We start from the raw sequence: 25,417 nt of genomic DNA, 5'->3' as shown, positions 1-25,417 counted from the left end.
CTTTACTTCCAGGCCTTTTTGGCCTCGTCCTCGAGCTTGGTCTGGGCGCCCTTGATGTCGGTCGGCGTACGCAGGAAGTCCTGCAGCACCTTCCATTCGCCCTTGCCGTCGGTCCCGCCGAAGGCGCTGGGCGACAAGTCGGACATGTCATAACGGACCGCGTCGCCGGCCGAGATGATCGTCTGCCCGAGCGCCTTGGTCAGCGGGTCCGGGTAGTTGTCGGGGGAGACGTTCTTGTTGGGCGAGAGGTAGCCGGGCAGCTTGGCCCAGATCTCGCCACCCTCCTTGGAGGCCAGGAACTGCAGCAGCGCCATGGCGCCGGGGGAGTCCTTCATCGCGACGGCCACGTCGCCGCCGAGCACGACCGGAGCGGTGTCACCGGCCTTGGGGAACGGGAAGTACTTCGCCTCCTCGCCCACCTTGGCACCGTCCGCCGTGGCCTGGGTGGCCACGAAGTCGGCCTCGATGACCATGGCCGCCTTCTTCTGGCCGAACACCTTGGTCACACAGGTCGGGAAGTCGGTCTGCAGCGCGCCGGAGTTGCCGTCGAGGACGAACTCCTTCTTGCCCACGATCTGCGCGATCTTCTGCAGGGCGGTGGCCACGCTGGGGTCGGTCCACGGGATCTCGTGCTTGGCGAGCTTGTCGTAGTTCTCCGGGCCCGCGCTGGACAGGTAGACGTTCTCGAACAGGTCGGTCAGCGTCCAGCCGGAGGCGCCGCAGAAGGAGAACGGCGGGGTGCCGGAGTCGGCGATCGTCTGGGAGGCCTTGACCAGCTCGTCCCAGTTCGTCGGCACCTGCACGCCCGCGTCGTCGAACGCCTGCGAGCGGTACCAGACCAGCGACTTGTGCGCGGCCTTGATCAGCACACCGTACGACTTGCCGTCGGCGGAGCCCAGCTCCTTCCAGTACGGCGTGTAGTTGGTGTCGATCTCCTTGGTCACCTCGGGGGTGAGCGGCTTCAGCGCGTTCTGCTTGGCGTACTGCTGCACCAGGCCCGGCTGCGGCAGGATCGCCACGTCGGGCGGGCTGCCGCCCTGGATGCGCGGGCCGAGGTAGGCGCCCGTGTCTTCACCGGTGGAGGCGTAGGTCACCGTGGCGCCGGTCTTGTCCATGAAGGCCTGGAGCACCTTCTGGAAGTTCTTCTGCTCGTCGCCGGTCCACTTGGCGGCCACCTCGAGCTTGACGCCCTGCAGCGTCTTGCCGCCGCCGGCGGTCGCCGATGCCGAGCTCGACGCCGCGGGCTGCGTGGTCGTCGGCGCGTTTCCGCAGGCGGCGACCGCTACCGCGAGCCCCGCCAGGATCGCTGCTGCTCTGGCTTTTTGCATTGCTGCCTCACTGGGTTCTGATGATCTCTTGCAGTTCGGACTTCATTGAGGTCGCGACGTCGTCGGCGGCCTCGTGGTACGGCGGGCTGAGCGCCTTGGCGACCGTGCTCGCGATCACCAGGCTGATCTGGTTGTAGTTCGCGCTCACCGGCCGCGGCTTGGCGGCGAGGATGCTCTCCTTGAGCACTGGCAGGTAGGGGAACCGCTTGATCAGGTCCGGATCGTCGTAGAGCTCGGTCCACACCGGCGGGAACGAACCGTCGGTGAGCACCCGCCGCTCGTTCTCCAGACCGGTGAAGTAGCGGATGAACTCCTGCGCCGTGCGCTGGTGCTCGGAGTAGGCGCTGACGGCCAGATTGACGCCGCCGAGCGTGCTCGATCCCGGGCCGTCCAGGCCGGGCAGCCTGGTCACCGCGAACTTCTTGCCGAGCTTGGCCGTCGCCGGCCCGTACGCGTGGGGCCAGTTGCGGGCGAAGGCGAGGCGCCCCTCCTGGAAGGCCAGGCGGGACTCCTCCTCCTTGTAACTCAGCGACTCCTTGGGGATCCAGCCCTCGCGCAGGCCCTGGAGGAGGAAGTCCAGCGCGATCGTGGCCTTGGCCGGGTCGAGGGTCACCTCCGTGCCGTCGGGGCTGAGTATCTGCCCGCCTGCCGACTGCACGGCCTCGGAGAAGTTCACGGTCAGCCCCTCGTACGCGAGGAACTGCCCGGCGTAACCCTCAATATCATGCTTTTTCGTTACTGCTAGGGCTTGCTGGCGAAGGTCCGCCCAGGTGCGGGGCGGTTTCTTGATCAGGTCTGTGCGGTAGTAGAGCAGGCCGGCGTTACTCGTGTACGGCACCGCCCACAGCTTGTTCTTGTAGACCGCCGTGTCCACTACGGGCGGCAGGAGCCTGTCGAGCGGGAAGAACCCGCGCTCCAGGGGGATGATCCAGCCGTTCTCCGCGAACTCGGCAGTCCACACCACATCCAGCCCGAGCACGTCGTAGCGGTTGCTCCGGGCTTGGAGGTTGGCCGCCATCTGAGCGCGTTGCTCGTCGGCGGCCTCGGGCAGTTCGAGGAGCGTCACCTTCTCGGCCGGGTGGGCCTGGTTCCAGCGATCCAGCAGGGGTTGCAGATACGCCGTGGTGTCGCGTCCGGTGGCGAAGGTGATCGGGCCTGTTCCGCCCGTACCGGTGTCGCCGCCGCCCTCATCACCCGTCGCCGCGCAGGCGGCCGTCAGAAAGACGGCAAGCACGATCGGCAACGAGCGAAGCACCCTGTTACCTCCCTGTTCAGAATGATTACATTCGTGTTAGGTAGATGCATTCATGTTATGCACACATGTAATGTGGCGGTCAACGGATAGCCGCGTAACGCATCTGTAACGCAAGGGGGAGGTGAGGTGTGCGGCCACACCTGCTGGCGCTCCTGGCCAAGGAACCTGCCCATGGCTACGAGCTCAAACAGGCTCTTGAGCAGACCTTCGGCAGCGCTTATCCGTCTCCCAACATCGGCCAGATCTATGTGACGCTCGGCAGACTGGAGAAGGACGGCCTGGTCAGGGCCGTGGACGTGGAGCAGTCCAACCGGCCGAACAAGAAGGTCTACTACATCACGGCCAAGGGCCGCGACGTGCTCACCACCTGGGTGGACGAGCCGACCGAAGGCCCGCGGGTGCGTGACGAGTTCTTCATGAAGCTCGTTCTGGCGCCGCTCACCGGCATCGCCGACCGGATGGCGCTCATCAACCGGCAGCGGCGGCACTATCTTTCGCTCATGAGCGATCTCAACGATCTCCTCGCCCGCACTCCGGCGGCCGACCGCGTGGCGCTCCTGCTCATCGAGGGGGCCATGCTGCACCTGCAGGCCGACCTCGAGTGGCTCGAACGCTGTCAGGAGGACCTGGCATGAGCGTCCTCAAGGCCGTCAACCTGGTGAAGATCTACTCCGGCGGCGCGGTGCCCGTACCGGCCGTACGCGGGGTGGATCTGCAGGTGGAGCCGGGCGAGTTCGTCGCGATCATGGGGCCGTCGGGGTCGGGCAAGTCCACGCTGGTGCACATGCTCGGCGGGCTCGACTCCCGCACCAGCGGCGAGATCTGGCTCGACGAGAAGCGGGTCGACACGCTGTCGGAGAGCGCGTGGGCGCTGCTGCGGCGCAAGAAGATCGGCTTCGTCTTCCAGTTCTTCAACCTGGTCGCCAACATGACCGTGGCCGACAACGTGGAGCTGCCCGCGCTGCTCGCCGGGGCCTCGCCCCGCGAGGCCCGCGAACGCCGGCAGCACCTGCTCGGCGCCCTCAACCTCACCGAACGCGCCGACTCCGCGCCCGGCCAGCTGTCCGGCGGTGAGCAGCAGCGGGTCGCGCTGGCCCGCGCGCTGGCCAACCAGCCGAGCGTGCTGCTGGCCGACGAGCCGACCGGCAACCTCGACAGCCGCAACACGCGCGACGTGCTCCGCCTGCTCACCGAGGTGCACAAGGACGGCCAGACCATCGTCATGGTCACCCACGACGCCCGCGTGGCCGCGCTCGCGGACCGCCTGGTGTCCCTGTTCGACGGCGCGATCGTCGACGACGGCCGGATCGCCCGCCGGCGTACGGGGACGGCGGGCGAAGTGATCGACCTCAGATGAGCACGGCCAGAGCGGGCAGCCGGTGGGTCCAGGCCGACCTGCGAGCAAGGCGGGGCCAGGCGCTGCTCACCGTCCTGGCCGTGGCCGGGATCGTGGCCGCGCTGATCACCGCCGTCACGCTGCTCGAAGACAGCACCAACCCGTGGCGCAGCCTGTTCGCCCAGACCGACGGCGCCCACGTGTGGTTCTACACCAAGGACAGCCCTCAGGTGGCGCTGGGCGGCATCGACGGCGTCGCGCAGATCGCCGGGCCCTACCGGTCCGCGCCCGTCACCGTGGTGCAGAACGGTAAGAAGGAGCCCGCGTCGCTGCACGCGATGCCCGCCACGCCGCCGCGGGTCGCGCATCCGGTCGTGGCCGAGGGCCGCTGGCTCGACCCCGCCCAGCCCGACGGCGTGGTGGTCGAACACTCCTTCGCCAAGGCACTGCGGCTGAAGCCCGGCGACGCCTTCTCGATCATCACGCTGATCGGCAAACGCTACACGCTGTACGTACGCGGCATCGCCGACTCCGCCGAGCAGGGCTTCTACCCCGAGTGGACACCCGGCCTGGCCTGGGTGCTGCCGGAGACGCTTAACCAGATCGAACCCATGCTCGGCCACAGCGAGTGGATGACCGGGCTGCGCCTGACCGACCCCGACGCCACCCAGGTCGTCTCCCAGCGCGTCGTCGTCATGCTGGAGGGCCAGCTGCAGCGCGTCTACAACTGGCGCGAGGTGCGGGCCGCGATGGAGCTCGACAACCGGCTGCTCGGCACGCTGCTGGCGCTGTTCGGCGTGGTCGGGCTGGTGGCCGCCGCCCTGGCACTGGCCAACGCGGCCGGCGGCCGGGTGCTCGGCCAGCTGCGCGACCTGGCCACGCTCAAGTCGATGGGCTTCACCAGGGGCCAGGTCGCCCTGCTGCTCCTGGTCGAGCACGGCGCGCTCGGCCTGCTGGGCATCGGCCTCGGCACGCTCGCCGGATGGGCGGTGACGGTGGCGGTGCTCGGCACCACCTCCGTGGCGCCCGTACCCGTGCTGGCCATCGTCGGTGGCACCGCGCTGACCGTGCTGGCCGCCGTCGGGGTGCCCGCCTGGCGCGGCGGGCGCACACCGCCCATCCCCGGCGCCCCCGCGGCGCCGCCGCGCGGCCACCTGTCGCGACTGGCCCGGCTGGCCCTGCTCGTACGCCTGCCACCCGCGCTGATCCTCGGCACCCGGGACGCCTTCACCAGGCGGCTGCCCGCGTTCCTGACCGCGTTCGGCCTGGCCGTGCCGATGATGATGATCACGATCGGGCTCGGCGTCTGGTCCACGCTGGACAACTTCCTCAGCCACCCCGAGCAGGTCGGCCAGCACGCCAGCCTGTACGTCAGGCCGGGCAAGCTCGAACCGGCCCAGGCCCAGAGCTACGCCGAATCCGACAAGGACGTCCAGACCGTCTACCCGGGCGCTGACGTCAACGCTCTGGCCCCCGGCGAGGCCCGCTCGGTCAGGGTGCGGGCCCTCGGCAGTTCGGCCGACCCGTACCCGTTCCCGGTCGTCGAAGGCCGCATGTACGGCCAGCCAGGCGAGGCCGTCGCCGGGCAGGGGCTGCTCGATCTGCTGGGCGCCAAGATCGGCGACCGGGTCCGCCTGACCGTCGGTGGCTCGCCGCTGATCGTGCGGATCGTCGGCCGCACCGTGGAGCCGGATCTCGACGGAGAAGTGCTCTCCGTGGGGCTCGACAGCCTGGCCGCCAAGGACTCCGTGCCGCCCGAGTTCTACGCCCTCGCGCTACGCCAGGGCGCCGACCCGGGCGAGGTGCGCGGCAGGCTGCTGGCGGCGTCGTCGGAGAACCTCGACGTGCAGCGCGTGGTCAACCCGGCCGACCGGCTGTCGGTCATCCGGGTGGTGATCGTGTGGCTGATCGTGGTGCTGGCCCTGATCGGCCTGGCCAACCTGCTCACGGCCAGCGCCCTCGGGCTACGCGACCACGCGTTCGATCTGGCCGTGCTCAAGGCGATGGGCCTGACACCGCGGCAGGTGATCGCCACGCTGGTGACGGGCACCGGGCTGCTGGTCGTGCTCGGCATCGTGGCCGGCACGGCTGTCGGGGCCTCGGTCGTGACCGGGCTGATCGACCTCCAGGGCTACACCAGCGGGGTCGGGGCGGGCATCGGCCGCCCGCCCTCGCCCCTCACCCTCGTCCTCGCCGTGCTGGTCGCCGTGGGCGCGGCGCTCGCGGTCGCGCTCATTCCGGCCCGCCGCGCGGCCCGCGCCCAGGTGCCCGTCACCTCACGCTGAGGGGATGTTCTTGAGCGCGAACCAGTAGAACCCGTGGCTGGGCAGCGTGAGCAGGTAAGGCAGCTCACCGATCAGCGGGAAGTGCACCCCGCCCCGTGCCTCCACCGGCGTCATGCCCGTGAAGCGCCGCAGGTCGAGCTCCACCGGCTGCGGGTACTTCGACAGGTTGTTCACGCACAGCATGATGTCGTCGCCGTCCTCGCGTACGTAGGTGAGCACGCTGATGTTGGACGACCACATCTCGGTGTAGGCACCGGTGCCGAAGACCGGGTGCTTACGGCGGATCTCCAGCATCCGGCGGGTGAAGTGCAGCAGCGAACCCTCATGGCGCTGTTGCGCCTCGACGTTGACCGCCTGGAACCCGTAGATCGGGTCCATGACCGCGGGCAGGTAGAGACGCCCCGGGTCGGCGGAGGAGAATCCGGCGTTGCGGTCGGGGCTCCACTGCATCGGCGTGCGCACCGCGTCGCGGTCCTCCAGCCAGATGTTGTCGCCCATGCCGATCTCGTCGCCGTAGTACATGACCGGCGAGCCCGGCAGGCTCAGCAGCAGGGCCGTGAACAGCTCGATCCGGTCCCTGTCGTTGTCCAGCAGCGGCGCGAGCCGGCGGCGGATGCCCAGGTAGGCCCGCATGCGCGGGTCCTTGGCGTACTCGTTGTGCATGTAGTCGCGCTCTTCCTCGGTCACCGTCTCGAGCGTGAGCTCGTCGTGGTTGCGGAGGAAGATGCCCCACTGGGCGGTGTCGGGCAGCTTGGGAGTGCGCGACATGATCTCCGAGATCGGCTCGCGCGTCTCCTTCTTGACCGCCATGTAGATGCGCGGCATGAGGGGGAAGTGGAAGGCCATGTGGCACTCGTCGCCGCCCACGGTGGGGTCGCCGAAGTATTCGACGACGTCCTCGGGCCAGCCGTTGGCCTCGGCCAGCAGCACCCGGTCAGGGTAGAGCCGGTCGACCTCGGCGCGGACCTTCTTCAGGTACGCGTGCGTCTCGGGCAGCCCCGAGCACGATGTGCCCTCCCGCTCGAACAGGTAGGGCACCGCGTCCAGCCGGAAGCCGTCGATGCCCAGGTCCAGCCAGAACCGCAGCACCTCCAGCATGGCCTCCTGCACGGCCGGGTTGTCATAGTTCAGGTCCGGCTGGTGGTGGAAGAAGCGGTGCCAGTAGTACTGCTTGCGCACCGGGTCGTAGGTCCAGTTGGACTCCTCGGCGCCGATGAAGATGATCGGGGCGTCGGGAAAGCCGGTCGGCTCGTCGGCCCACACGTAGAAGTCGCCGTACGGCCCTTCCGGGTCGTGCCGCGACGCCTGGAACCAGGGATGACGGTCACTCGTGTGGTTCATCACCAGGTCGGTGATGATCCGCAGCCCGCGCTCGTGCGCCGACTCGATCAGGTGTACGAAATCTCCGAGATCCCCGAAGTCCGGAAGGATCTTCATATAGTCGGAAATGTCATACCCGCCATCGCGCAGCGGCGACTCGTACAACGGGAGCAGCCAGAGGCAGTCGACGCCCAGCCACTCCAGATAGTCGAGCTTCTCCGTGAGACCACGCAGGTCTCCGGTGCCGTCGCCGTTGGAGTCCTTGAACCCTCGGACAAGAACTTCGTAGAACACCGCCCGCTTGTACCAAGAGGGATCCTCCGAGATGAATGCCTCGGAAATCGGCTCCGGTGTTGGGGATGCGTTGATCATATGTCGCTCACAGAAGGAGATGTGGGCAGGACGGAGTCACCGGTTTCCCCGGCGTTACTAGCTGGTGACCGCGCCGCCTGAGGTCGTCATCCCTGCGAACCTCATGCCCTGAACGGACCGGATTTGTGACCCGGTGCCCGCTTGTGCGGCGCTTACGGGCCGAACACTACCAGCCCGTTGGCTTTCCGGAACCCGCTTGTGCTGTGCTCGTCGTAATACCCGCGAGATCGCTACGTAACCGTGATGTTACCGAGAGTTCATCAGAAAGGGGATGACACTTCACCTAGATCGTTCTCGAAGTCGTTCAGCCAGAGCCCGAACAGCACCAGCCCGCGGATCCAGAACCGGTCGTTCCACCCGCTGAACCGGGTCAACGCGTCGGGGCCGCCGGCGATCACCATGTGCAGCTCGTCCGACAGCAGGCCGGGCACCCGCGCGGCCACCGTCTCCAGCATGCGGTGCGCGTACGCGCGCGCGGGCGCGGCCGTGGACCGCAAGGGGACCCGCAGCAGCGGCTGCTTGACCACGTTCGTGGACGGCAGCGCCGCCACCCGCGGGTTGGCGGCGTGCAGCACCTCGCGATAGAAGCGGCCCTTGTCCTTGCGCGCCACCCCCACCGACAGCGCCGCGTCGAAGAAGTCGGGGTGGATGAACGGCGCCGCGAACGACGCCTCGGGCCCGACCAGGTTGACCGCCGAGCGGGCGATGCCCCGCACGGTGCGGGTGTGCAGCACCGACAGCGGCAGCTCGGCCCGGTGCCCGTGCAGCATGGAGGTCGCGGCGGCGAACTGCTCGCGCACCGCCTCGTCCATCCAGGCACTGGCCGCCTCCGACAGGAACGGCTGCGACGGGGCGCCGAGGCTGAGCGACTTCAGCACCGCGGCCGACCGCTCGGCCTGTGAGGTGGCCTCCAGAGCCGCCCCGCTCACCATGAAGTTCTTCAACAGCGGCCCGCCGGCCAGGCCGTCGACCAGCACCCGGCCCGACCGGTGCACCTCCTTGGCGAACGGCGCGTACCAGGCGTGATGCGGCGTCAGGTATTCGAGCCGGCGCGCCACCTCAGCCGCGTCGCCGGGATAGGCGTCGGCGGACTGGGTGATCACCCGGTGGGAGATGCCCAGCTCGCGGGTGATCGAGCGGGCGAAGGCGATGTCGGTGTCGGTGCCGTCGTCGGGGCTGGTCGTCCAGGACTCCACGTCGAAGCCCCGCGCCCGCGCCACGCTCGCCAGCAGCCGCGAGTCGTAGCCGCCGCTGACCGGCACGAGCAGCTTGCGCCCGTCATAGTCCTTGTAGACCTCGTGCAGGAGCTCCACGATCTCGTGGGCGCTCGTCCAGGTCTCGTACGGCTCGCTGCGCAGCCAGCGCGGCAGCCCGCGCTCCGTGGCCAGCCGCTCGCCGTCGAACACCAGCGCGCTCGACCCCGGCAGCCGCTTGACCCCCTGGTAGGGCGTGACCTCGCCGAGCGGGAACGTCACCTGGAGGATCGAGGCCCAGGCCGACCAGTCGATCTCGATCGGGACCAGCGACAGCAGCGGCTGGATCAGGGACGAGAAGTAGATCGCATCGCCATGCCGTACGTAATAGACGTCGACCAGCCCGAGCGCGCCCGCGTGCAGCGTGACCCGCGAGCCGTCGCCGATCAGCCCCGGTGTCTCGTACGTCTCGGCGACCGTCATCCAGCCGTCGAGAGCCGCAGGCCGGCGCTCGCCCCAGGAGAACGCGAACGAGCCCCCGGCGCGGTGATAGGGCGGCAGCGGCGCCGAGCTGAACAGCGCCGCCTCGGCCGTCTGGAGCGCGGGCCTGACCCGCGGCCCCGCGGCGGCGAGCTTGCCGAGCACGACGGTGTCGATCCGGCCGAGGCCGCCGCAGACATAGGGCCGCACGTTGAACTGCACCGGATCTCATCCCTTCAAGCCGCTTCCCGCAAAAGAGTATCCTTTGCCGGGCTAGGAATCGGAGGTCTCGGTGAGCACTGAGCTGGAGAGCACTAGGCGAGCGCTACGTGACGCGATCGCCCAGGCCGAGCACGCGGCCGAGCTGGCCAGGCTGCTGGACGCGGCCCAGGCGCGGCTCGTGGAGGCCGAGCACCACGCCGCTGAGGCCAAGGCGCTCACCGAGCGGCTCACCGACGCGGAGGAGCGGCTGGAGAGCGAGCGCGCCGCCGCGGAGAAGCTCCGCAAGGAGCTCGCCGAGCAGCGCTTCCAGGCCGAGGTGGCCAACTGGAAGCTCTCCTCGATCAAGGTCGCCCGCTGGAACCGGCTCGGCGACGCGATCAGGACCGGCAAGAGCAACCCGGTCCGCCTGGCCAGAGGTCTCAAGGGCGCCGCCAAGCCGGTCAAACGGCCCGTCGCCCCCAAGCGCAAGCCCATCGCCGTCACCAGCAAGGACAAGGACGAGCGGCCCGGCGCCGCCTATCAGGCCACCACCTCCGTCCGCACGCTCAACGGCGCCTCGTTCAGGCTCAAGCCGTTCCGCGTGCCCACCGGCCCCAACACCCGCCCGCACCTCACCGCCGCGGTGATCGCCGACCCGCACACCGAGGCGCTGCTGCGCTACGAGTGGCGGCAGACGACCGGCTTCACGCCGCGCGACTTCGCCAGGGTGCTGCCGCAGGAGGTGCCGCACCTGCTCGTGGTCGAGTCGGTCACGAAGGGGCCGTGGGCCGAGGAGATCACCGGCGAGCCGGGCGAGGGGCTCAAGGCCCTGCTGGCCTGGTGCGCCGAGCGGGGCATCCGCACGGTGTTCTGGCACACGCAGGGCGACGCCGCCCCCTATGCGGCCGCCGCGGAGCTGTTCGAGCACCGTTTCACCAACGACCTCACGGTGGGCTGGCCGCGCCTGCACTTCGGGGTGCAGCCGCGGGTGCACAACCCGATCCCGCTGTCGGGCGGCCGGATCGACCGCGTGCTCACGCTCGACCAGCTCCTGCCCGAGCACCTGACCTACCCCGACGTGCTGACCTCCTACCGCTGGCCCGCCGCCGTCACCTGCCCGCCCGGCACGCCGCAGTGGGTGCTGGCCGAGCTCGCGGCGTGCAACACCTCGATCGGCACCGAGCCCGACGATCGCCGGGCCCACGTCGCCCTGCGCCGCGCGCACGCCACCGGCACGATGTCCGAGCGGACCGACGAGCTGCTGGAGGCCATCGGCCTGCCCGCCGTACGCGCCACTCTCAACACCTCGGTCATGCTGCCCGTGCCCGACTCGGCGCTGCTGGAGCACGCGCTGGCCCAGGTGGCCCGGCAGTCGGGGGTCACGCAGATGGTGGTGTTCGCCTGGCGCGGCGCCGAGCAGCGCGTCCGCGAGGTCCTGACCGGCGTCGACGTGGTCTTCCGCGACCTCGACCCGGCCGCAAGCACGGGCGCCATGCTCGACCACGGCCTCGACCTGTGCGAGGGCGACCTGGTCGCGGTGATGGACCCGCGCGACATCTACGGCGCCCACTACCTGGCCGACCTGCGCAGGGCGTTCCTGTTCAGCACGGCCGACATCGTCGGCAAGGCCGCCTTCTACGCCCACCTGCGCAAGCCGCAGGCGACGCTGCTCAAGCAGCCGGACGCCGAATACTCCTACCTGCCGGAGATCGCCGGGGCCACGCTGCTGGCCCGCCGCAACACGCTTCGGGAGCTCGGGTTCGCCGATCTCACCGACGGGTGGGACGAGGTGATGATGCGGCAGTGCCGGGCCGACGGGATCAAGGTCTTCTCGGCCGACCGGTTCGGCTACGTGCGGGTGCGCGAGGAGGACCGGTGGCTGCTGGGGGCCGCGCAGCTCGTCGAGTACGGCTCGGCCGAGCCGCACGCACTTATCTAGCTCGGGTCTCATGACGCCGGAGCAGCTCGCCGAGGTGCTGGGGGAGCCGCCGGTGCCGGAGGGCACGTGGGAGCGGGAGGCGGTCTACGTCTCGGCCGCCGCGCTCCGTCGCGGCCTCCCGCCCGCCTCGCTGGCGGCGCGGCTGCGTGGTGCCTCTTCCGTGCAGGTGCTGGACAACGGGTTTCTGCGGATCGTCGTGGAGGTGCCGGGGGCGCTGGTGGACTCGGTGGAGCCGGTCGACGTTCCTGACCTCTGGCCGGATTTCCCTCGTACGTGGGCGAACCCAGGCTTCGTCGTCCACTACGGGCACGCGCGTGCGGCGGCCGTCCAGCGCTGGGCCCGTGACCTGGGCGTCCCCGCCGGGCCCTTCCGGCCGGAGCTGCTCGCCGATCCACGCGACCGCGCCGTGCTACGAGTGCTGGCCGAGCTGCCGGGGCGGCGGCTGAGCAGGGCTCCGGGGTGGGAGACCTATCTGGTACGGCTGGCGACGGCCTACCACGACGCCCACGAGCTGGCGCCCGCCGTACCCGTGGGAGACGAGCCGCCCGCACCGGTGCACACAGCACGCGTCCGGCTGGCGGCGGCGGCGCTGAAGGTGTTGCCGGGACCGGACCGGCTGTGATTGGCAAAATATCCGGCTAAAGGGCGAAAAATCGTAAAAATATCCCTTCTGGAGCTTGATCGCGTCTCGATACGTGGGCAGCGGGTCCGGGGGGTTCGGCGGGTCCGATAGCCTCGTTCGGGTGAGTCGATTCGTCCATCCCGCCGGGGACAGGCACGCTGAGATGCTGCCCCATGAGCGCCCTCCGCTGGCGCCTGCCGACCTCAACCGGATCAATCCCGCGATCTGGCCGCGAACGTCGAGCCGGACCGATGGCGCGCTCACGATCGGCGGCGTGGACGTCCGCGATCTGGCCGGCGACCACGGCACGCCCCTCTACGTGCTCGACGAGGACGACGTGCGCTCCCGCATGCGCGACTACGCCACGGCCTTCGCGGGCTCCGAGGTCCACTACGCGGGCAAGGCGTTCCTGTGCAAGGAGATCGTCCGCTGGCTCCAGGACGAGGGCCTCGGGCTCGACGTGGCCAGCGGCGGCGAGCTGGCGGTCGCGCTCAGCGTCGGCTTCCCGGCCGCGCGCATCACGCTGCACGGCAACAACAAGTCCGCCGCCGAGCTGTCCAGGGCGCTGGAGGCGGGCGTCGGGCACATCGTCGTCGACTCCTATGAGGAGATCGCCCGGCTCGGGTTCCTAGCCGAGAAGTACGGCGTGCGGCCCAAGGTCATGATCCGGGTGACGACCGGGGTCGAGGCGCACACGCACGAGTTCATCGCCACCGCGCACGACGACCAGAAGTTCGGGCTGTCGCTCAACAGCGGGGCCGCCGCCGAGGCCGTCCGCCGCATCCTCGCGCTGCCCGCGCTGGAGCTCGTCGGGCTCCACTCGCACATCGGCTCGCAGATCGTCGACACGGCCGGGTTCGAGGTGGCGGCGCGCCGCCTGGCCACGCTGCTCGTGCAGATCAAGGACGAGCACGACGTGGTGCTGCCCGAGCTCGACCTGGGCGGCGGCTACGGCATCGCCTACATCGAGGGCGACGAGGCCCCCGACATCAAGGAGATCGCCGACGGCCTGCGCGGGATCGTCACCAAGGTCTGCACCGACGCCGGGCTGCCGGTGCCGAAGCTGACCGTGGAGCCCGGCCGCACGATCGTCGGGCCAGGCGGGATCACGCTCTACGAGGTCGGGACCGTCAAGGACGTCGAGGGGCTGCGTACGTACGTGAGCGTCGACGGCGGCATGAGCGACAACGTGCGCACCGCGCTCTACGGCGCCGAATACACCGCCGTGCTGGCCAGCCGCGAGAGCTTCGCCGAGCCCATGCTCAGCCGCATCGTCGGCAAGCACTGCGAGAGCGGCGACATCATCGTGCGCGACTGCTTCCTGCCCGCCGACCTCGCACCGGGCGACCTGATCGCCGTGGCGGCCACCGGGGCCTACTGCCGGTCGCTGGCCAGCAACTACAACTACCTGCCCAAGCCCGCCGTGGTGTCCGTCACCAACGGCGAGGCGCGCGTCATCGTGCGGGGCGAGACCGAGGACGACCTGTTGAGGGGGCAGCTGTGAAACCGCTGAAAGTGGCCCTGCTGGGCTGCGGGGTGGTGGGCTCGCAGGTCATCCGGCTGATGCACGAGCAGGGCGACGACCTGGCCGCCCGCATCGGGGCGCCGCTGGAGCTGGCCGGTGTGGCCGTACGCCGGATGGGCCGCAAACGCGACGTCGACGTGGCTCCCGAGCTGCTGACCACCGACGCCGAGTCACTGGTCACCCGCGACGACGTCGACATCGTGATCGAGGTCATCGGCGGCATCGAGCCCGCCCGATCGCTGATCGTGTCCGCCCTGTCCGGCGGCAAGTCGGTGGTCACCGCCAACAAGGCCCTGCTCGCCGAGGACGGCGCGACCCTGCACGAGGCCGCCCGCGTGGGCGGCGCCGACCTCTACTTCGAGGCCAGCGTGGCCGGCGCCATCCCGCTGCTGCGCCCGCTGCGCGAGTCACTCGCCGGCGACCACGTCAAACAGGTCCTCGGCATCGTGAACGGCACCACCAACTACATCCTCGACAAGATGGACTCCACGGGCGCCTCGTTCACCGACGCCCTTGAAGAGGCCCAGACGCTCGGCTACGCCGAGGCCGACCCCACCGCCGACATCGAGGGCTTCGACGCCGCCGCCAAGGCCGCGATCCTGGCCGGCCTGGCCTTTCACAGCCGGGTGACCGCGGCGGAGGTGCACCGCGAGGGCATCACCGAGATCACCGCCACCGACGTGGCCTCGGCCAAGGCCATGGGCTACGTCATCAAGCTGCTGGCCATCTGCGCCCGCTCCGACGACGGCCGCTCGATCGGGGTCCGGGTCTACCCGGCGATGATCCCCCGGACACACCCGCTGGCCGGGGTACGCGAGGCGTACAACGCGGTCTTCGTGGAGGCGGCGTCGGCGGGCCAGCTCATGTTCTACGGCAAGGGCGCCGGCGGCGCCCCAACGGCCTCGGCGGTGCTCGGCGACCTGGTGGCGGTGGCCCGCAACCGCCTGGCGGGCACCCGCGCCCCCGCGGAGTCGACGTACGCCGACCTGCCCGTGCATCCCATGGGGGAGACCGTGACGCGGTGCCATGTGGCGTTGGACGTGGCGGACAAGCCGGGCGTGCTGGCTCGGGTGGCCGACCTGTTCGCCAAGCATGACGTGTCGATCCAGACGGTGCGCCAGGAGGGGCACGGGGACGACGCCCAACTCGTCATCGTGACCCACCGCGCCACGGACGCGGCACTTTCGGCGACCATGGAGGAACTCCGGGACCTCGACATCGTGCGGGCCGTGGCCAGCGTGATGCGGGTCGAAGGCGACCTCTAAAGGTCCTTCGCCGGTTGGGGCGCTTCGCGCTTTGAGGGCTTGGGCTGTGTTTTGTGGGGGGCTCAGCGCCCCCCACACCCCCACAAGGGCATGGTCCTCGCTACGCTCGGGCGTCCTCCCGCAGGAGGGCTCCGCCCTCCTGAACGCAGGCGGACTTTTGACCTGAGCGCGTCCGGCTGTCGATGACGGACGCTTGATCCGGGCATGTTCAGTGGCGGGCCGCGAAGGCTGGGGTCGCGTTGGCCGGGCCATCTGCCCAGGTCCGGCCGGCAAAAATGCTCAAGCCAGTTTGTCTAGCGCGTTTATTGACGAGTGATCCCGTAAAAACTTGGTCTGACCGAATATTCCTTTCGCCGCAGTCTATGTGAAGAAATGATCTTAACCGTAATGCTTCACTGGATGTCCAGAAAGGGAACCACAATGGATGTTCTCGCTCAGGTCTCTGGCAACATCACTGCGATCGGTTATGGTCTCGCCGCTATCGGTCCCGGCATCGGCGTCGGCATCATCTTCGGGCAGGGCGTGCAGGCCATCGCGCGCCAGCCGGAAGCATACGGGCTGATCCGCCAGAACATGCTCCTCGGCTTCGTTCTCACCGAGGCCCTCGCCCTCCTCGGCTTGGTCGCGCCGTTCATCTTCAGGCTCATCAAGTAAATCTGCGCGATGTGTCGAGCGATCAGAACGTCTTCCATGGCATCGGATCATCGCTGAATGGCGAGCGATCGTTGTGCAAGGTTGCCTCCGTCAGGCTGACGGCATCGTGATGGCAGCGTGTTATGTCACGCTGCCTAGAGCAATCAATCCGCGGTGACATCACCTCTATGGAGGAACGATGCGCATGCAGTCGAAACTCGCGGCCAAAATCGTCCTCTCCGCGCTGCTCGCGACTCCCTTGGCCTTGGGGATGGGCGCGGTGGCGGCGAGCGCGTCCGTGAAGGCGGATACCGCAGAAACTCCCGAGCAATGGCGCGATCGCCGGCGGAGGTACATACCATTGCGGCTTTTACCTGGGGCTCGTAGCGCGGATCCAGGAGCGGTCAGGTGGGGCGGCGTTGTTGTTCGATGTACGTCTTGATGATCGATGGTGGGGCTTCGCCGCAGGAGGCGGCGAGGTAGGAGGGTGACCAGAAGGGGCCGTGCGTGATGGCGGGGTTGATCCGGCTGGTGAATTCCTTGCGGAGGTAGTGCGAGGAGACGCCCTTCAACGAGTTGACGAGTTTGGAGACCGCCATCTTCGGGGGGTAGTGGACGAGGAGGTGGACGTGGTCGTGTTCGCCGTTGAACTCGCGGAGTTCGGCCTCGAAGCTGTCGCATACCTCGATCATGATGTCTTCGCAGCGTCGCGGCATCGCGTCGTTGAACACGTTTGTGCGATATTTGGTGACAAAGACCAGATGGACGTGCATCGCGGAAACCACGTGTCTGCCTCGTAGATATTCCACTTCCCAGCCCGTAGACCAGGCGATAATGTGTTCGAGTCGATGAGAGGTGGGTGTCGCACCGCGAGGGGGTTCCATCGTGTTGGCGGGTCGCAAGTATCGGCTGGAGTTCGACTTCGGGCAGCGGGTGTTCGCCGAGCGGCTGGGCGGGATCTGCCGGGCCGTGTGGAACACCGGGCTCGAGCAGCGCCGTGAATACCGGCGGCGAGGCGCGTACCTCAGCTACGAGGAGCAGTGCGCGCAGCTTGCCGAGGCGAAGAAGGATCCGTACTGCGACTGGTTCGCCGACGCTCCCGCCCAGGTGATCCAGCAGACGCTGAAGGACCTGGATAAGGCGTGCCGCAAGCACGGCACCTGGAAGGTTCGTTGGAAGTCGCGGACGAGGTGGAGGCCGTCGTTTCGGTTCCCCACCGCGAAACACACTCCCGTCGAGCGGATCAACCGCAGGTGGGGGCGGGTGTTCCTGCCGAAATTCGGGTGGGTGAGGTTTCGGATGTCGCGCCCGCTGGGTGGGGTGGTGAAGTCCGCGACCGTCTCCCGCGACGGCCGGCATTGGTTCATCTCGTTCCTGGTGGAGGACGGCCTGGCTCAGGTGGACCAGCATGTCCATCCCGGCGCGCATGCCGGGGTGGACCGGGGTGTGGTTACGGCGGCGGTCACCTCTGACGGGGAGTTCTTCGATCGCCGCCACGCCGGAACCGGCAGCGTGTCCAGCCTGGTGCCGCCCTCTGAGCGGAAAGGGGACCGGCAGCGCGATCTCGGGTTCCTGGCTGCGGGTGAGGCGGAACGTTATCTGCGGCTGCAGCGGCGGCTTGCCCGGTCGAAGAAGGGTTCTGGGCGGCGTCGGCAGGTCGTGGCGGCGATGGGCGCCATCATGCGGCGTGTCCGGTGGCGTCGCGCGGATTTGCACGCGCAGGCCGCGCATCGCCTGACTCGCCGCTACGGCGTCGTGGTCCTGGAGGACCTCAACATCGGCGGTATGACCGCCGCCGTGCGGCCCAGGCCCGACCCCGATCAGGTGGGGCGATGGCTGCGTAATGGGGCGGCGGCGAAGTCCGGGTTGAACAGGGCGATCCTGGACAAGGGCTGGTACGGCCTGGAGAGCGCCCTGCGGAGCAAGGCCCGCTACACCGGGACCGTCGTGGTGAAGGTCCCGGCCGCGTACACGTCGCAAACGTGCCCGGCACCTGCCTGCGGGACGGTGGATGACAAGAGCCGCGAGAGCCAAGCGGTCTTCTCCTGCACCGCCTGCGGGCACGCCGAGCACGCCGACATCGTCGGGGCGAAGAACACGTTGGCCAGATATCGGGCGGCCGGGCTGGTCGTCCCAGGGCGTGGAGACCCATCCGGGTCCGAGAAGCGTCAAGCACCCCGTTCCACAGCACGCGCCGCACAAGCGGCACGAGCTGCCGCGTAAGCGGCACGGGAACCTCCGTCTTTCAAGGCGGAGAGCAGGTCAAAAGCAGGATTGCATCGACACCGGAACAACATGGCTGACAGCGGATATACGGTCGGTCCCATCATCTACTCTCCTGTCAGCGGCTACTCCTTCGACTACTGGTGGTAACCGCTCGTCGTTCGCGCGCTCTGGGCGGCCCGGTGGAAGGTCGGCGCGGTGCTTGGCTGCGACCGTCCGAACACCGGTCCCGCTCCAGGGCGCCCTCGGCTGCTGAGGGATCTACGTGACGCGCGCCCGGCAGCAGGCTGGGACCGCCTTGGGAGGGGGTCGTTTCCATTGACTTCGGAATTTGTTCTGAAGCGGATTTGCGGCATGGCCACTCCGACCGTGCCCTTCTCCGACCTCTCCAAGCACTCCAAACGAGTCGCCGACGCGCTCGACCGAGTGCAGCGGTTGCATGTCAAGCGCCGGGACGGCGAAGACCTGTGCATCACCACCGCGCGGCACGATCGGGAGCGGGAGGAGACGGCTGACGTTATGCCTCGCCTGCTTGCCGCCCTGGTCGCGAGCGATGAGGGGGCTCGGGCGGTCGAACGTTCCCTACCCGTGGTCTTCCCGTGGGTTCGCCACCTTTCCGTGGGCGAGCGTCAGGAATTCGTCCGCGACGTCGCGCAACTCGCGACGTGGTCGACCTCGACGTGCATGCCACTTTGCATCGAGTCACGGCGGAATGGCGGGCGACCGCCAGAATCCTGGCTGATCCGGCATTGGCGGCGCAGGCGGGCCAGCCCTTGCCCGACGAGGATCACGGCGAGGCATTCGCACCGTGAGCCCAAAGCGCGGGGACGATGTGGCACCGCCACCGGTGGGTCCCGGATGGCGGGTGTGGGTCGCTATTTCACGCTGATCGTCGTCATCATCCCCATCGAGCGGTGGTTATCCACCGGGCACCATAGCTCGTACGTCCCCTTCTTCAGCGCGACAGTGAGCTTCGTCGACTTTCCGCCTGAGACGATGCTGGAGGTGGAGTTGACGCCGGGCCCCTTGATCGACAGGCCATGCGAGGCTGTCCCCGCATTGTTGATCGTGAATATGTAGGTCCCTGGGGTGAAGTTCTTCGTCGAGAGCGTGAGAGAGAACTCCCGCTCGGTCACGGTGACAGGCGTAACGCTTGCCCAGGCCCGGGGCATTGCCGCGGCGGTTGTGCCCCCGCCGACCGCCAGCGTCAACGCGGCGGCGACGAGCCCTGTCGCCAGACGGGGCGTGCCTCTGGAACGAATCGCAGCGGACATGATCGCCATCCCTTCATAGCGGCGGCATCGATGTCAGCCATGGCAGACGCGCTCTCCGTATTCCCGGGCACATGTAACGCTAGACCCGCGAGATCTCCAGTACCGTGCCGACTGTTCGCCACAACGGCTTTACGGTTGTGTTGATCTAGCGTCTAAGGTGAGTGATCGTGACGACGGAGCGATGGGCATTCGGCGGCGACCTGAGCGTCGCGAGGGTCGGATACGGCGCGATGAAGCTGACCGGTTGGCCGAGAGGCGACGAGCCGCCCAGCCGGGAGACGGCCCTTACCATCCTGCGCCGGGCCGTGGAGCTCGGCGTGAACCACATCGACACCTCGCACTACTACTCACGTGACGGGGTGGCGGCCAACGAGCTGATCTGGGAGGCGCTGCATCCCTACCCGGACGACCTGGTGATCGTGACCAAGGTGGGGGCGCTGGTCGAGGGCTCCGACACCGCCCTGCCGGCGGCGGAGATGACCGGCTTCACGCCCGACGGCCTGCGCCGTGGCGTCGAGGCGAACCTGCGCTCGCTCGGCGTGGACCGCCTGGACGTGGTGAACCTGCGGATGGGCGGCCACGACCGCAGCCAGACGACGTCACTGACCGTGCCCTTGGAGACCCTGCTCGCGCTGCGCGAGGAGGGCCTGATCCGCCACCTGGGCATCTCCAACGTCACTGCCGAGGAGTTCGCCGAAGCCTGCAAGATCGCGCCGATCGCCTGCGTTCAGAACCTCTACAACCTGTCCCGGCGCGATGACGACCCGCTCGTCGACGCCTGCGCGGCGGCCGGCATCGCCTACGTCCCCTTCTTCCCGGTCGGCGGTTTCCAGCCGCTCACGGCCGAACGCCTGGACGCCGTCGCCGCCCGGCACAGCGCGACCGTGCCGCAGGTGGCCCTGGCCTGGCTGCTGGCCCGATCGCCGAACATCCTGCTCATCCCCGGCACCGGCTCACTGGCCCACCTGGAAGAGAACATCGCCGCCGGCGCGCTGAAGTTGAGCGCGGAAGACATCGCCGAGCTCGTCGGGTAAGTGAAGGCGGATCCCAGGCATCACGTGACAGGGGGCGCGGAGGTGTCCGGCCGGATCCGGCTCTTGTCAGAGGTGAGTAGGTAGGGCGCCGAGGTCGGTGACGACTCGTGCGAAGGCCCGGATGAGGTGTAATTCCAATCTTTCTCGCGCCAACAGAAACATCTGGCAGCTGAAAAGCACTCAGTCGTCGAGTTGCTCAAACACTACCCGAAGCGTAGTCATCCGGGTTAAAAGCCTCGGGGTGCAGGAAATACTGGAAGTTTCTACTCGTAGTCTTGAGCACCGCAGGATCACGAGAGGGCTCCGGCCAGATCTGAAGATAGTGATCGAGCGCACCCTCATGGCGGTCCAGTCCTGTGATGTGAAACCTCATGCGGTACGGTCCAGGACCAGTCGGGAGCGGCGTGAGGCCGTAAGTCTTAGGCTCATCCCAGTCCCACTCCACCAGCTCAATCCGGCCTGACGGGGACTCGAAAGCGATCTCCACGATGTCTTCATATCCTTCGAGGTCAGCGCCCGGATCCTGGTCGGCCACAGCGACCGTGATTGGCACTTCCCCTGATTGGATGCCTGTGCTCAGGACGGCAAGGCCCGGTGTCACCCGTATGACGCCCACGGAAGCGGTTGGCGGGTCCTCGGAATCGCCCGATATGTCTCCCTCAAGTTGTTCGTCCGCAATGTAGAGCTGCCCATACCACGCCTTCACCATCGTTCGGCTGGTCTGCACGGCAAACGGCTTACCTTCGCCCATGTCGGCAAGTATAGGATCGGCCAACGCCCAGTCAGCTCGATGTGACTTTGTGGTCCGGCAGCCGAATGCAGGATTCTGCGCGAGCGAGGAATCGAATCGGAGTAGCTGAGAACTGGAGTTGGCCCGGTTTGGTGGACACCTGATCTCTGGGCAGGGCCGAAGCGTTCTCACGTTGTAAGACCGAGGAGCTGAAGGTCGTCCGGTCTTGGCTATTGCTTGATCCCCTGGTTGGTGGCCATGATGATCAGATGTTCCGTTGCAAGAAATGTGGGGGCCTGTTCCACGAATTTGACTATTTTCGTGAGTACGGATATGAGTCGTACTGCAACGAGTGCGGGGGTGCGCTGGAGGCCGAGGCAATGCGGAGGTCCATCGCCGCCCACGAGCGCAAGCACAGACCACGCTATCCTCGCGGGGGCTGCTTCGGGTTGGTCGTGGTGGTGATCGCGCTGTTGATCCTCGCCGTGCACTGCTAGCGCACGGTGCAGAGTCCTCTCCGTCCTCCAACGCACTTGCGAACGTGAGCACCTGAGAGCGGAGATCGCCGCGAAACGGATCGTGACTGCCAGGTGGGCGGGGGAACCTGCGGCGGCAGTTTTGGGGTCGCCAGCTGGCGCCCTTCACCTCAGGGCCGAAGCGTTCTCAGGTAGTGAAGCCGAGTAGCTGAAGGCCGTCGGCGGGGTGGCTGCGGTAGTGGTCGGTGGCGGCGGCGATGTTGGTCCAGCCGATCAGGCGGGCCAGGCCGATGGCCAGGTTGCGGAGGCCAGCCATGATCCGGGGTGCGGTGCCGGTGCGGACGCGGGAGGCGTCCTCGCGGATGTGGTGCAGGGCTTCCACGCTCCAATGGCCGCGGATCACGGCGGCGAGTTGGGCGTCGGTGATCCGTCCCCGTGGGAGGCTGGTGACGACGTAGATCGTCGCGATGGTGGTCTTGCCGGTTCTGCGGTCCGTGCGGCGGCGTTTGACCTGGATCGCCTGGGCGGCGTGCGGAAAGGGCAGGTCGGGGCGGACGGTGCAGATCTTCATGCGGCGGATCTCGCGGCGGCCGTGTCCGGTCTCGTGGGTGCGGTCGTTGAGGATCGCCTCGCGCCAGGGCAGGGCCTTGAGCCGGCTCAGCAGCGTGGGCTGGTTGCCTTTGACGATGAACAGGTAGTGGCCGCCGGCGGTGACGATCCCAGGGTGCTGGCGGCCAGCCGTACCGTGCCGGGTAAGCCGGCTCGGGCGCGCAGGTCTGGGTCGTATCCCGCGATGAACCGGGCGATCTTCACCAGGGAGGTCGCTCCGCCGAGTACGACGAGCAGGGATAACGCCAGCAGCGGGCCGAGCCGGTAGCGGCGTCCCCGGCAGCTGCGCGGATCGGGCACCGTGTCCAAGACCTCGGCCAGGGTGGGCAGATCGAGCAGGTCGGCCGGCGGGTCGGCGACAGAGACGTGCTCCAAGTGGCGAGCGAGCACGTCGATCGGGGATGATGGCACGCGAACGCGGCCCCTGTTCTTGATCGACTGGCGTAGACAACCGACGATCATCGGGGGTCACGTTTGTCAATCGTGTCCCGGGGTGCCCTTCGACCACCCAGCTGCGTCATGCCCGCATGTGTCCACCAGCCGAGAACGCTTCAGCCCTGGATCTCTGGGAACCCTGTTCCTGGAAGACGGAGTCTGCTGCGCCGAACAACTACAGTATCCGCCGGAGTTTCGCCGGCAGATGGTGGAGTATGTCCACCGTTCCGCCACCCAGCGCCCATGCCGCCTCGACCTGCTCCAGCGCCTTGCCCTGCCCGGTCCCGGACGCGTCCTTCACTGTGGTGCGCATTCACTCCAGCGGTTCGCGCTGCAGCTCCACCGGCGTCCGCCCGGCCGGCAAGATGTTGATCGCGTCCTGCTCGTCCTTGCGTACATCGCTTCGACGTGCTGATCCACCTGCACAAGGTCAAGGCCGCCACACTCCTGCCATGACGCCTGGGAGGCTTCCCAAAGGCGCTCTTCCAGCAATCCGTCAGCCCCGCAGACGGGTCAGCGCCTGAGGAGTCAGTTGTCCGGCGAGTTCGTCGAGCAGGGCGCCGACCTCGGCCACCTGTTTGGGGTCGCCTGTGCCCAGGGCTGTTGCCAGCGCCTTGTCGATGGGTGTGGATCGGATCTCGTTCACGCGGTTCGACGGCTCGGGGGCAGGCTGGATGACCAGCCGGCGCCGATCGTCGGGGTCGGGTTCGGTGACGATGGCGCCCGTCGCGCGGAGCCGGGCGACCGCGCCTGACACCGCGCTCTGCGGAAGACCGGCGCGGACAGCGATCTCGCCTACCGCGCTGCCCGGGTGAGCGCGCACATCGCTCGCCACGATGAGGACGGTCCGGACGCTGGTGGCGTGATGGCCGATGCCCTCGGTGGGCAGCGCCTGCTCACCGATCTTCATCAGGGTCCGTCCGAGTAGGAACAGTTCGACTCCGTTCACAAGAGCAAAGTACATCATTTCTGATGCATCTATCTTGATGCATCAGAAATGATGCGTTATGGTCATGGTCAACAGGGCGCACCAGCCCCTTGCCGGAAAGGACACTCGATGGACACCGCCTTCACCACGAACACGTTGCCTGTGCCGAACGCCACGCTGTACTACGAGGTCCGGGGCGCCGGCCCGCTGCTGTTGATCTCCCAAAGCGGAGAGGGCGACGCCGGACGCAGCAAGGATCTGGCCGACCAACTCGTCACCGACTACACCGTGGTGACCTACGACCGCCGCGGCCTGTCCCGCAGCACCCTGGACGACCCGGCCCAGGGCGTGACCCTCGCCGAGCACGCCGACGACGTGCACCGCCTGCTGGCCGAACTCACCAGCACGCCGGCACTCATGCTCGGCTGCAGCCTCGGCGCCTCCATCGGCCTCCATGTGGCCGTCGACCATCCCGGCCAGATCAGCACGCTCGTCGCCCATGAGCCCGTCACGCCACGGCTGCTGCCGGCCGAACAGCGCGCCCACCACGAGAAGGAGCTCGAGCACATCCAGCAGGTCTACCGGCGCGACGGCCTGTCCGCCGCCTTCACCCTGATAGCCGACGTGCTCGGCATCGACCCCGCCAATCAGGACACCGAGCCCGATCTCACCCCGCAGCCGCTGAACCAGCAGCGGATCAGCAACTTCGGCTTCTTCATCGAGCACGACTTCAGCGCGGTCATCGCCGACACCCTCGACGTCGCCGCGCTCAAGAACGCCCCAACGCGCATCATCCCCGTGACGGGTCGCACGACGCCACGCACCGTCTTCGACCACAAGTGCGCCGCCGCGCTGGTCGACCTGGTCGGCGCGGAGCTCCAGGAGTTCCCAGGTGGCCACAACGGCAACACCACTCACCCCAGGGCCTACGCGGCCGCCCTGTGCACGGTCCTCACTGCCTGACAACGCGGTTCGCCATCACTTTGATGTGATGAAGGAGCCTGACAGGTCTTGGCCGATCGCCGTCCTGGCAAGATAGCGGCATGGAACATGTGTTGGGCATCGGTGGACACTTCATGCGGGCCGCTGACCCGGCGGCCCTGAGCGCGTGGTATCGCGATTGCCTAGGCCTGGACACCGATGAGCAGGGCCTGTGGCGTCAGGAAGCCGGGCCGACGGTGTTCGCGGCGTTCGACTCCGATGCCGACTACTTCGCCCGCACCCAGCAGACCATGCTCAACTTCCGAGTCCGCGACCTGGATGCGATGCTCGCGCAACTGCGCTCCAAGGGAGCGGACGTGGCCGAAGAAACGCACGACACGGAGGCCGTCGGTCGATTCGGCTGGGTCACCGATCCTGAAGGCAATCGGATCGAGCTGTGGCAGCCCGTCTGACCGCGTTTTCGTGGCTTGGAATTTTCAGGTCGGCCCATACGGCGCGATGGCCCGATGATTTGATGTACGTTCCCCAGCTGTTCTCGGACAGCTCCCTGACAATCCGAATGCCTCGCCCCGATTCAAACTCCAGCGGCAGATAATCGGGAATGTGAGGTTCGGAGGCGAATGCGCCGGGGTCGGTGACTTCAATGCGAATGAAGTCGGGGCCGAGGCTGATGCTTACCGCGACCCATTCGCGATCCGCGCCGCCCTCCACGTGCGTGCAGGCGTTCGTGACCAGCTCACTGACGACCTGTTGCGCGTCCGGCAGAACGGGAGGACCGGTCGCGAGCCACCACGCGACGGCCGCTCGTGCCTGCTTCGGTGCTTTGTCGCTGCGGCGCAGCCTGGTCGCTCCAATGAGCGTTACGTCCTCTGTTCTCATGAACATGGGAAATCACCGACTTCGTCCCGTCGCTTTGCTTGTCGCCTGCACACAAGATTGCGTGTCTGGTGTAAGAACTGACCTCTCACGCAGATGTCTCTCGGAAGTCACCTCTCACAGTGCCAGCGAATGG

At 67.9% G+C, this 25,417-nt stretch carries 25 protein-coding genes; 13 read left to right on the top strand and 12 right to left on the bottom strand.

What is annotated here, in order from left to right:
- Window positions 1-2: 2 nt before the first annotated feature.
- Both KME78_RS01400 and KME78_RS01395 read right to left on the bottom strand, forming a co-directional pair.
- On the bottom strand, window positions 3-1,328 hold the full coding sequence (locus tag KME78_RS01400) for an ABC transporter substrate-binding protein (protein ID WP_219526840.1): 1,326 nt from the start codon (window positions 1,326-1,328) through the stop codon (window positions 3-5).
- Window positions 1,329-1,335: 7 nt separating this feature from the next.
- Entirely contained in the window at window positions 1,336-2,583 is a 1,248-nt protein-coding gene (locus KME78_RS01395; RefSeq protein ID WP_308126766.1) for an ABC transporter substrate-binding protein, read from the bottom strand.
- A gap of 128 nt (window positions 2,584-2,711) precedes the next feature.
- On the opposite strand from KME78_RS01395, the gene KME78_RS01390 reads away from it, so the two are divergent.
- The 3 genes from KME78_RS01390 to KME78_RS01380 are packed head-to-tail and all read left to right on the top strand — an operon-like array spanning window position 2,712 to window position 6,204.
- Window positions 2,712-3,218, top strand: coding sequence for a PadR family transcriptional regulator (locus KME78_RS01390; RefSeq protein ID WP_219526839.1), 507 nt, complete (start codon window positions 2,712-2,714; stop codon window positions 3,216-3,218).
- Entirely contained in the window at window positions 3,215-3,940 is a 726-nt protein-coding gene (locus tag KME78_RS01385) for an ABC transporter ATP-binding protein (RefSeq protein ID WP_219526838.1), read from the top strand. The genes KME78_RS01390 and KME78_RS01385 overlap by 4 nt, the downstream gene beginning before the upstream one ends.
- Entirely contained in the window at window positions 3,937-6,204 is a 2,268-nt protein-coding gene (locus tag KME78_RS01380) for an FtsX-like permease family protein (protein ID WP_219526837.1), read from the top strand. Before KME78_RS01385 ends, KME78_RS01380 begins: the two co-directional genes overlap by 4 nt.
- On the opposite strand, the gene treS is transcribed toward KME78_RS01380, so the two are convergent.
- Complete coding sequence (treS, locus tag KME78_RS01375) at window positions 6,196-7,896, bottom strand: maltose alpha-D-glucosyltransferase (RefSeq protein WP_219526836.1); 1,701 nt, start codon at window positions 7,894-7,896, stop codon at window positions 6,196-6,198. The two genes, KME78_RS01380 and treS, sit on opposite strands and share 9 nt — an antisense overlap.
- Window positions 7,897-8,156: 260 nt before the next feature.
- Entirely contained in the window at window positions 8,157-9,791 is a 1,635-nt protein-coding gene (locus KME78_RS01370) for an asparagine synthetase B family protein (protein ID WP_219526835.1), read from the bottom strand.
- A gap of 70 nt (window positions 9,792-9,861) precedes the next feature.
- Here KME78_RS01370 and KME78_RS01365 point away from each other — a divergent pair, with 70 nt between their 5' ends.
- The 5 genes from KME78_RS01365 to atpE all read left to right on the top strand — a co-directional run bounded on the left by KME78_RS01365 (window position 9,862) and on the right by atpE (window position 15,775).
- Window positions 9,862-11,709 carry a hypothetical protein gene (locus KME78_RS01365; protein WP_308126765.1) on the top strand — a complete coding sequence of 616 codons (1,848 nt, stop codon included), beginning with the start codon at window positions 9,862-9,864 and terminating at the stop codon, window positions 11,707-11,709.
- Window positions 11,710-11,719: 10 nt separating this feature from the next.
- Window positions 11,720-12,331: an anticodon-binding protein gene (locus KME78_RS01360; protein WP_219526834.1), complete on the top strand. Its 612-nt coding sequence runs from the start codon at window positions 11,720-11,722 to the stop codon at window positions 12,329-12,331.
- A gap of 121 nt (window positions 12,332-12,452) precedes the next feature.
- On the top strand, window positions 12,453-13,835 hold the full coding sequence (gene lysA / locus KME78_RS01355) for a diaminopimelate decarboxylase (RefSeq protein ID WP_219526833.1): 1,383 nt from the start codon (window positions 12,453-12,455) through the stop codon (window positions 13,833-13,835).
- Window positions 13,832-15,121 carry a homoserine dehydrogenase gene (locus KME78_RS01350; protein ID WP_308126764.1) on the top strand — a complete coding sequence of 430 codons (1,290 nt, stop codon included), beginning with the start codon at window positions 13,832-13,834 and terminating at the stop codon, window positions 15,119-15,121. Before lysA ends, KME78_RS01350 begins: the two co-directional genes overlap by 4 nt.
- A gap of 420 nt (window positions 15,122-15,541) precedes the next feature.
- Entirely contained in the window at window positions 15,542-15,775 is a 234-nt protein-coding gene (gene atpE, locus KME78_RS01345) for an ATP synthase F0 subunit C (protein WP_219526832.1), read from the top strand.
- A 383-nt stretch (window positions 15,776-16,158) separates the two neighbouring features.
- Here the strand turns inward: atpE and tnpA are convergent, their stop codons facing one another.
- Window positions 16,159-16,590 carry an IS200/IS605 family transposase gene (gene tnpA, locus KME78_RS01340; protein WP_219527185.1) on the bottom strand — a complete coding sequence of 144 codons (432 nt, stop codon included), beginning with the start codon at window positions 16,588-16,590 and terminating at the stop codon, window positions 16,159-16,161.
- A 49-nt stretch (window positions 16,591-16,639) separates the two neighbouring features.
- Here tnpA and KME78_RS01335 point away from each other — a divergent pair, with 49 nt between their 5' ends.
- On the top strand, window positions 16,640-17,977 hold the full coding sequence (locus KME78_RS01335) for an RNA-guided endonuclease InsQ/TnpB family protein (protein ID WP_219526831.1): 1,338 nt from the start codon (window positions 16,640-16,642) through the stop codon (window positions 17,975-17,977).
- 665 nt (window positions 17,978-18,642) lie between these two features.
- Complete coding sequence (locus KME78_RS01330) at window positions 18,643-18,789, top strand: hypothetical protein (RefSeq protein ID WP_219526830.1); 147 nt, start codon at window positions 18,643-18,645, stop codon at window positions 18,787-18,789.
- 63 nt (window positions 18,790-18,852) lie between these two features.
- Here KME78_RS01330 and KME78_RS01325 read toward each other — a convergent pair whose 3' ends face one another.
- Window positions 18,853-19,251 (bottom strand): plastocyanin/azurin family copper-binding protein, encoded by a 399-nt coding sequence (locus tag KME78_RS01325; protein WP_219526829.1) that lies wholly within the window; start codon window positions 19,249-19,251, stop codon window positions 18,853-18,855.
- Window positions 19,252-19,418: 167 nt separating this feature from the next.
- On the opposite strand from KME78_RS01325, the gene KME78_RS01320 reads away from it, so the two are divergent.
- Window positions 19,419-20,285 carry an oxidoreductase gene (locus KME78_RS01320; protein ID WP_308126762.1) on the top strand — a complete coding sequence of 289 codons (867 nt, stop codon included), beginning with the start codon at window positions 19,419-19,421 and terminating at the stop codon, window positions 20,283-20,285.
- Between the two features lie 196 nt (window positions 20,286-20,481).
- Here the strand turns inward: KME78_RS01320 and KME78_RS01315 are convergent, their stop codons facing one another.
- From KME78_RS01315 to KME78_RS01295, 5 genes are all read right to left on the bottom strand, one after another.
- Complete coding sequence (locus KME78_RS01315) at window positions 20,482-21,036, bottom strand: hypothetical protein (RefSeq protein WP_219526827.1); 555 nt, start codon at window positions 21,034-21,036, stop codon at window positions 20,482-20,484.
- Between the two features lie 642 nt (window positions 21,037-21,678).
- The gene (locus KME78_RS01310) at window positions 21,679-22,152 is read right to left on the bottom strand and encodes a hypothetical protein (RefSeq protein ID WP_246650225.1); all 474 of its coding nucleotides are present in this window, start codon (window positions 22,150-22,152) and stop codon (window positions 21,679-21,681) included.
- Window positions 22,149-22,511, bottom strand: a complete 363-nt coding sequence (locus tag KME78_RS01305; RefSeq protein WP_308126787.1) for a transposase family protein — start codon at window positions 22,509-22,511, stop codon at window positions 22,149-22,151. Before KME78_RS01305 ends, KME78_RS01310 begins: the two co-directional genes overlap by 4 nt.
- A 199-nt stretch (window positions 22,512-22,710) precedes the next feature.
- Window positions 22,711-22,848, bottom strand: coding sequence for a hypothetical protein (locus tag KME78_RS01300; RefSeq protein WP_219526826.1), 138 nt, complete (start codon window positions 22,846-22,848; stop codon window positions 22,711-22,713).
- A 183-nt stretch (window positions 22,849-23,031) separates the two neighbouring features.
- Window positions 23,032-23,484 (bottom strand): MarR family winged helix-turn-helix transcriptional regulator, encoded by a 453-nt coding sequence (locus KME78_RS01295; protein ID WP_308126761.1) that lies wholly within the window; start codon window positions 23,482-23,484, stop codon window positions 23,032-23,034.
- A 108-nt stretch (window positions 23,485-23,592) separates the two neighbouring features.
- On the opposite strand from KME78_RS01295, the gene KME78_RS01290 reads away from it, so the two are divergent.
- Together KME78_RS01290 and KME78_RS01285 are read left to right on the top strand one after the other, a co-directional pair.
- Window positions 23,593-24,426: an alpha/beta fold hydrolase gene (locus tag KME78_RS01290; protein WP_219526824.1), complete on the top strand. Its 834-nt coding sequence runs from the start codon at window positions 23,593-23,595 to the stop codon at window positions 24,424-24,426.
- An 80-nt stretch (window positions 24,427-24,506) separates the two neighbouring features.
- On the top strand, window positions 24,507-24,857 hold the full coding sequence (locus KME78_RS01285) for a VOC family protein (protein ID WP_219526823.1): 351 nt from the start codon (window positions 24,507-24,509) through the stop codon (window positions 24,855-24,857).
- On the opposite strand, the gene KME78_RS01280 is transcribed toward KME78_RS01285, so the two are convergent.
- Window positions 24,811-25,290: an ATP-binding protein gene (locus tag KME78_RS01280; protein ID WP_219526822.1), complete on the bottom strand. Its 480-nt coding sequence runs from the start codon at window positions 25,288-25,290 to the stop codon at window positions 24,811-24,813. The genes KME78_RS01285 and KME78_RS01280 overlap by 47 nt on opposite strands.
- Window positions 25,291-25,417 lie beyond the last annotated feature (127 nt).

The sequence above is a fragment of the Nonomuraea guangzhouensis genome, assembly GCF_019396345.1.
GTDB classification, from domain to species: Bacteria; Actinomycetota; Actinomycetes; order Streptosporangiales; family Streptosporangiaceae; genus Nonomuraea; species Nonomuraea guangzhouensis.
Note: the sequence above shows the minus strand (reverse complement) of the source record. Positions and strands in the feature narration are given on the sequence as shown.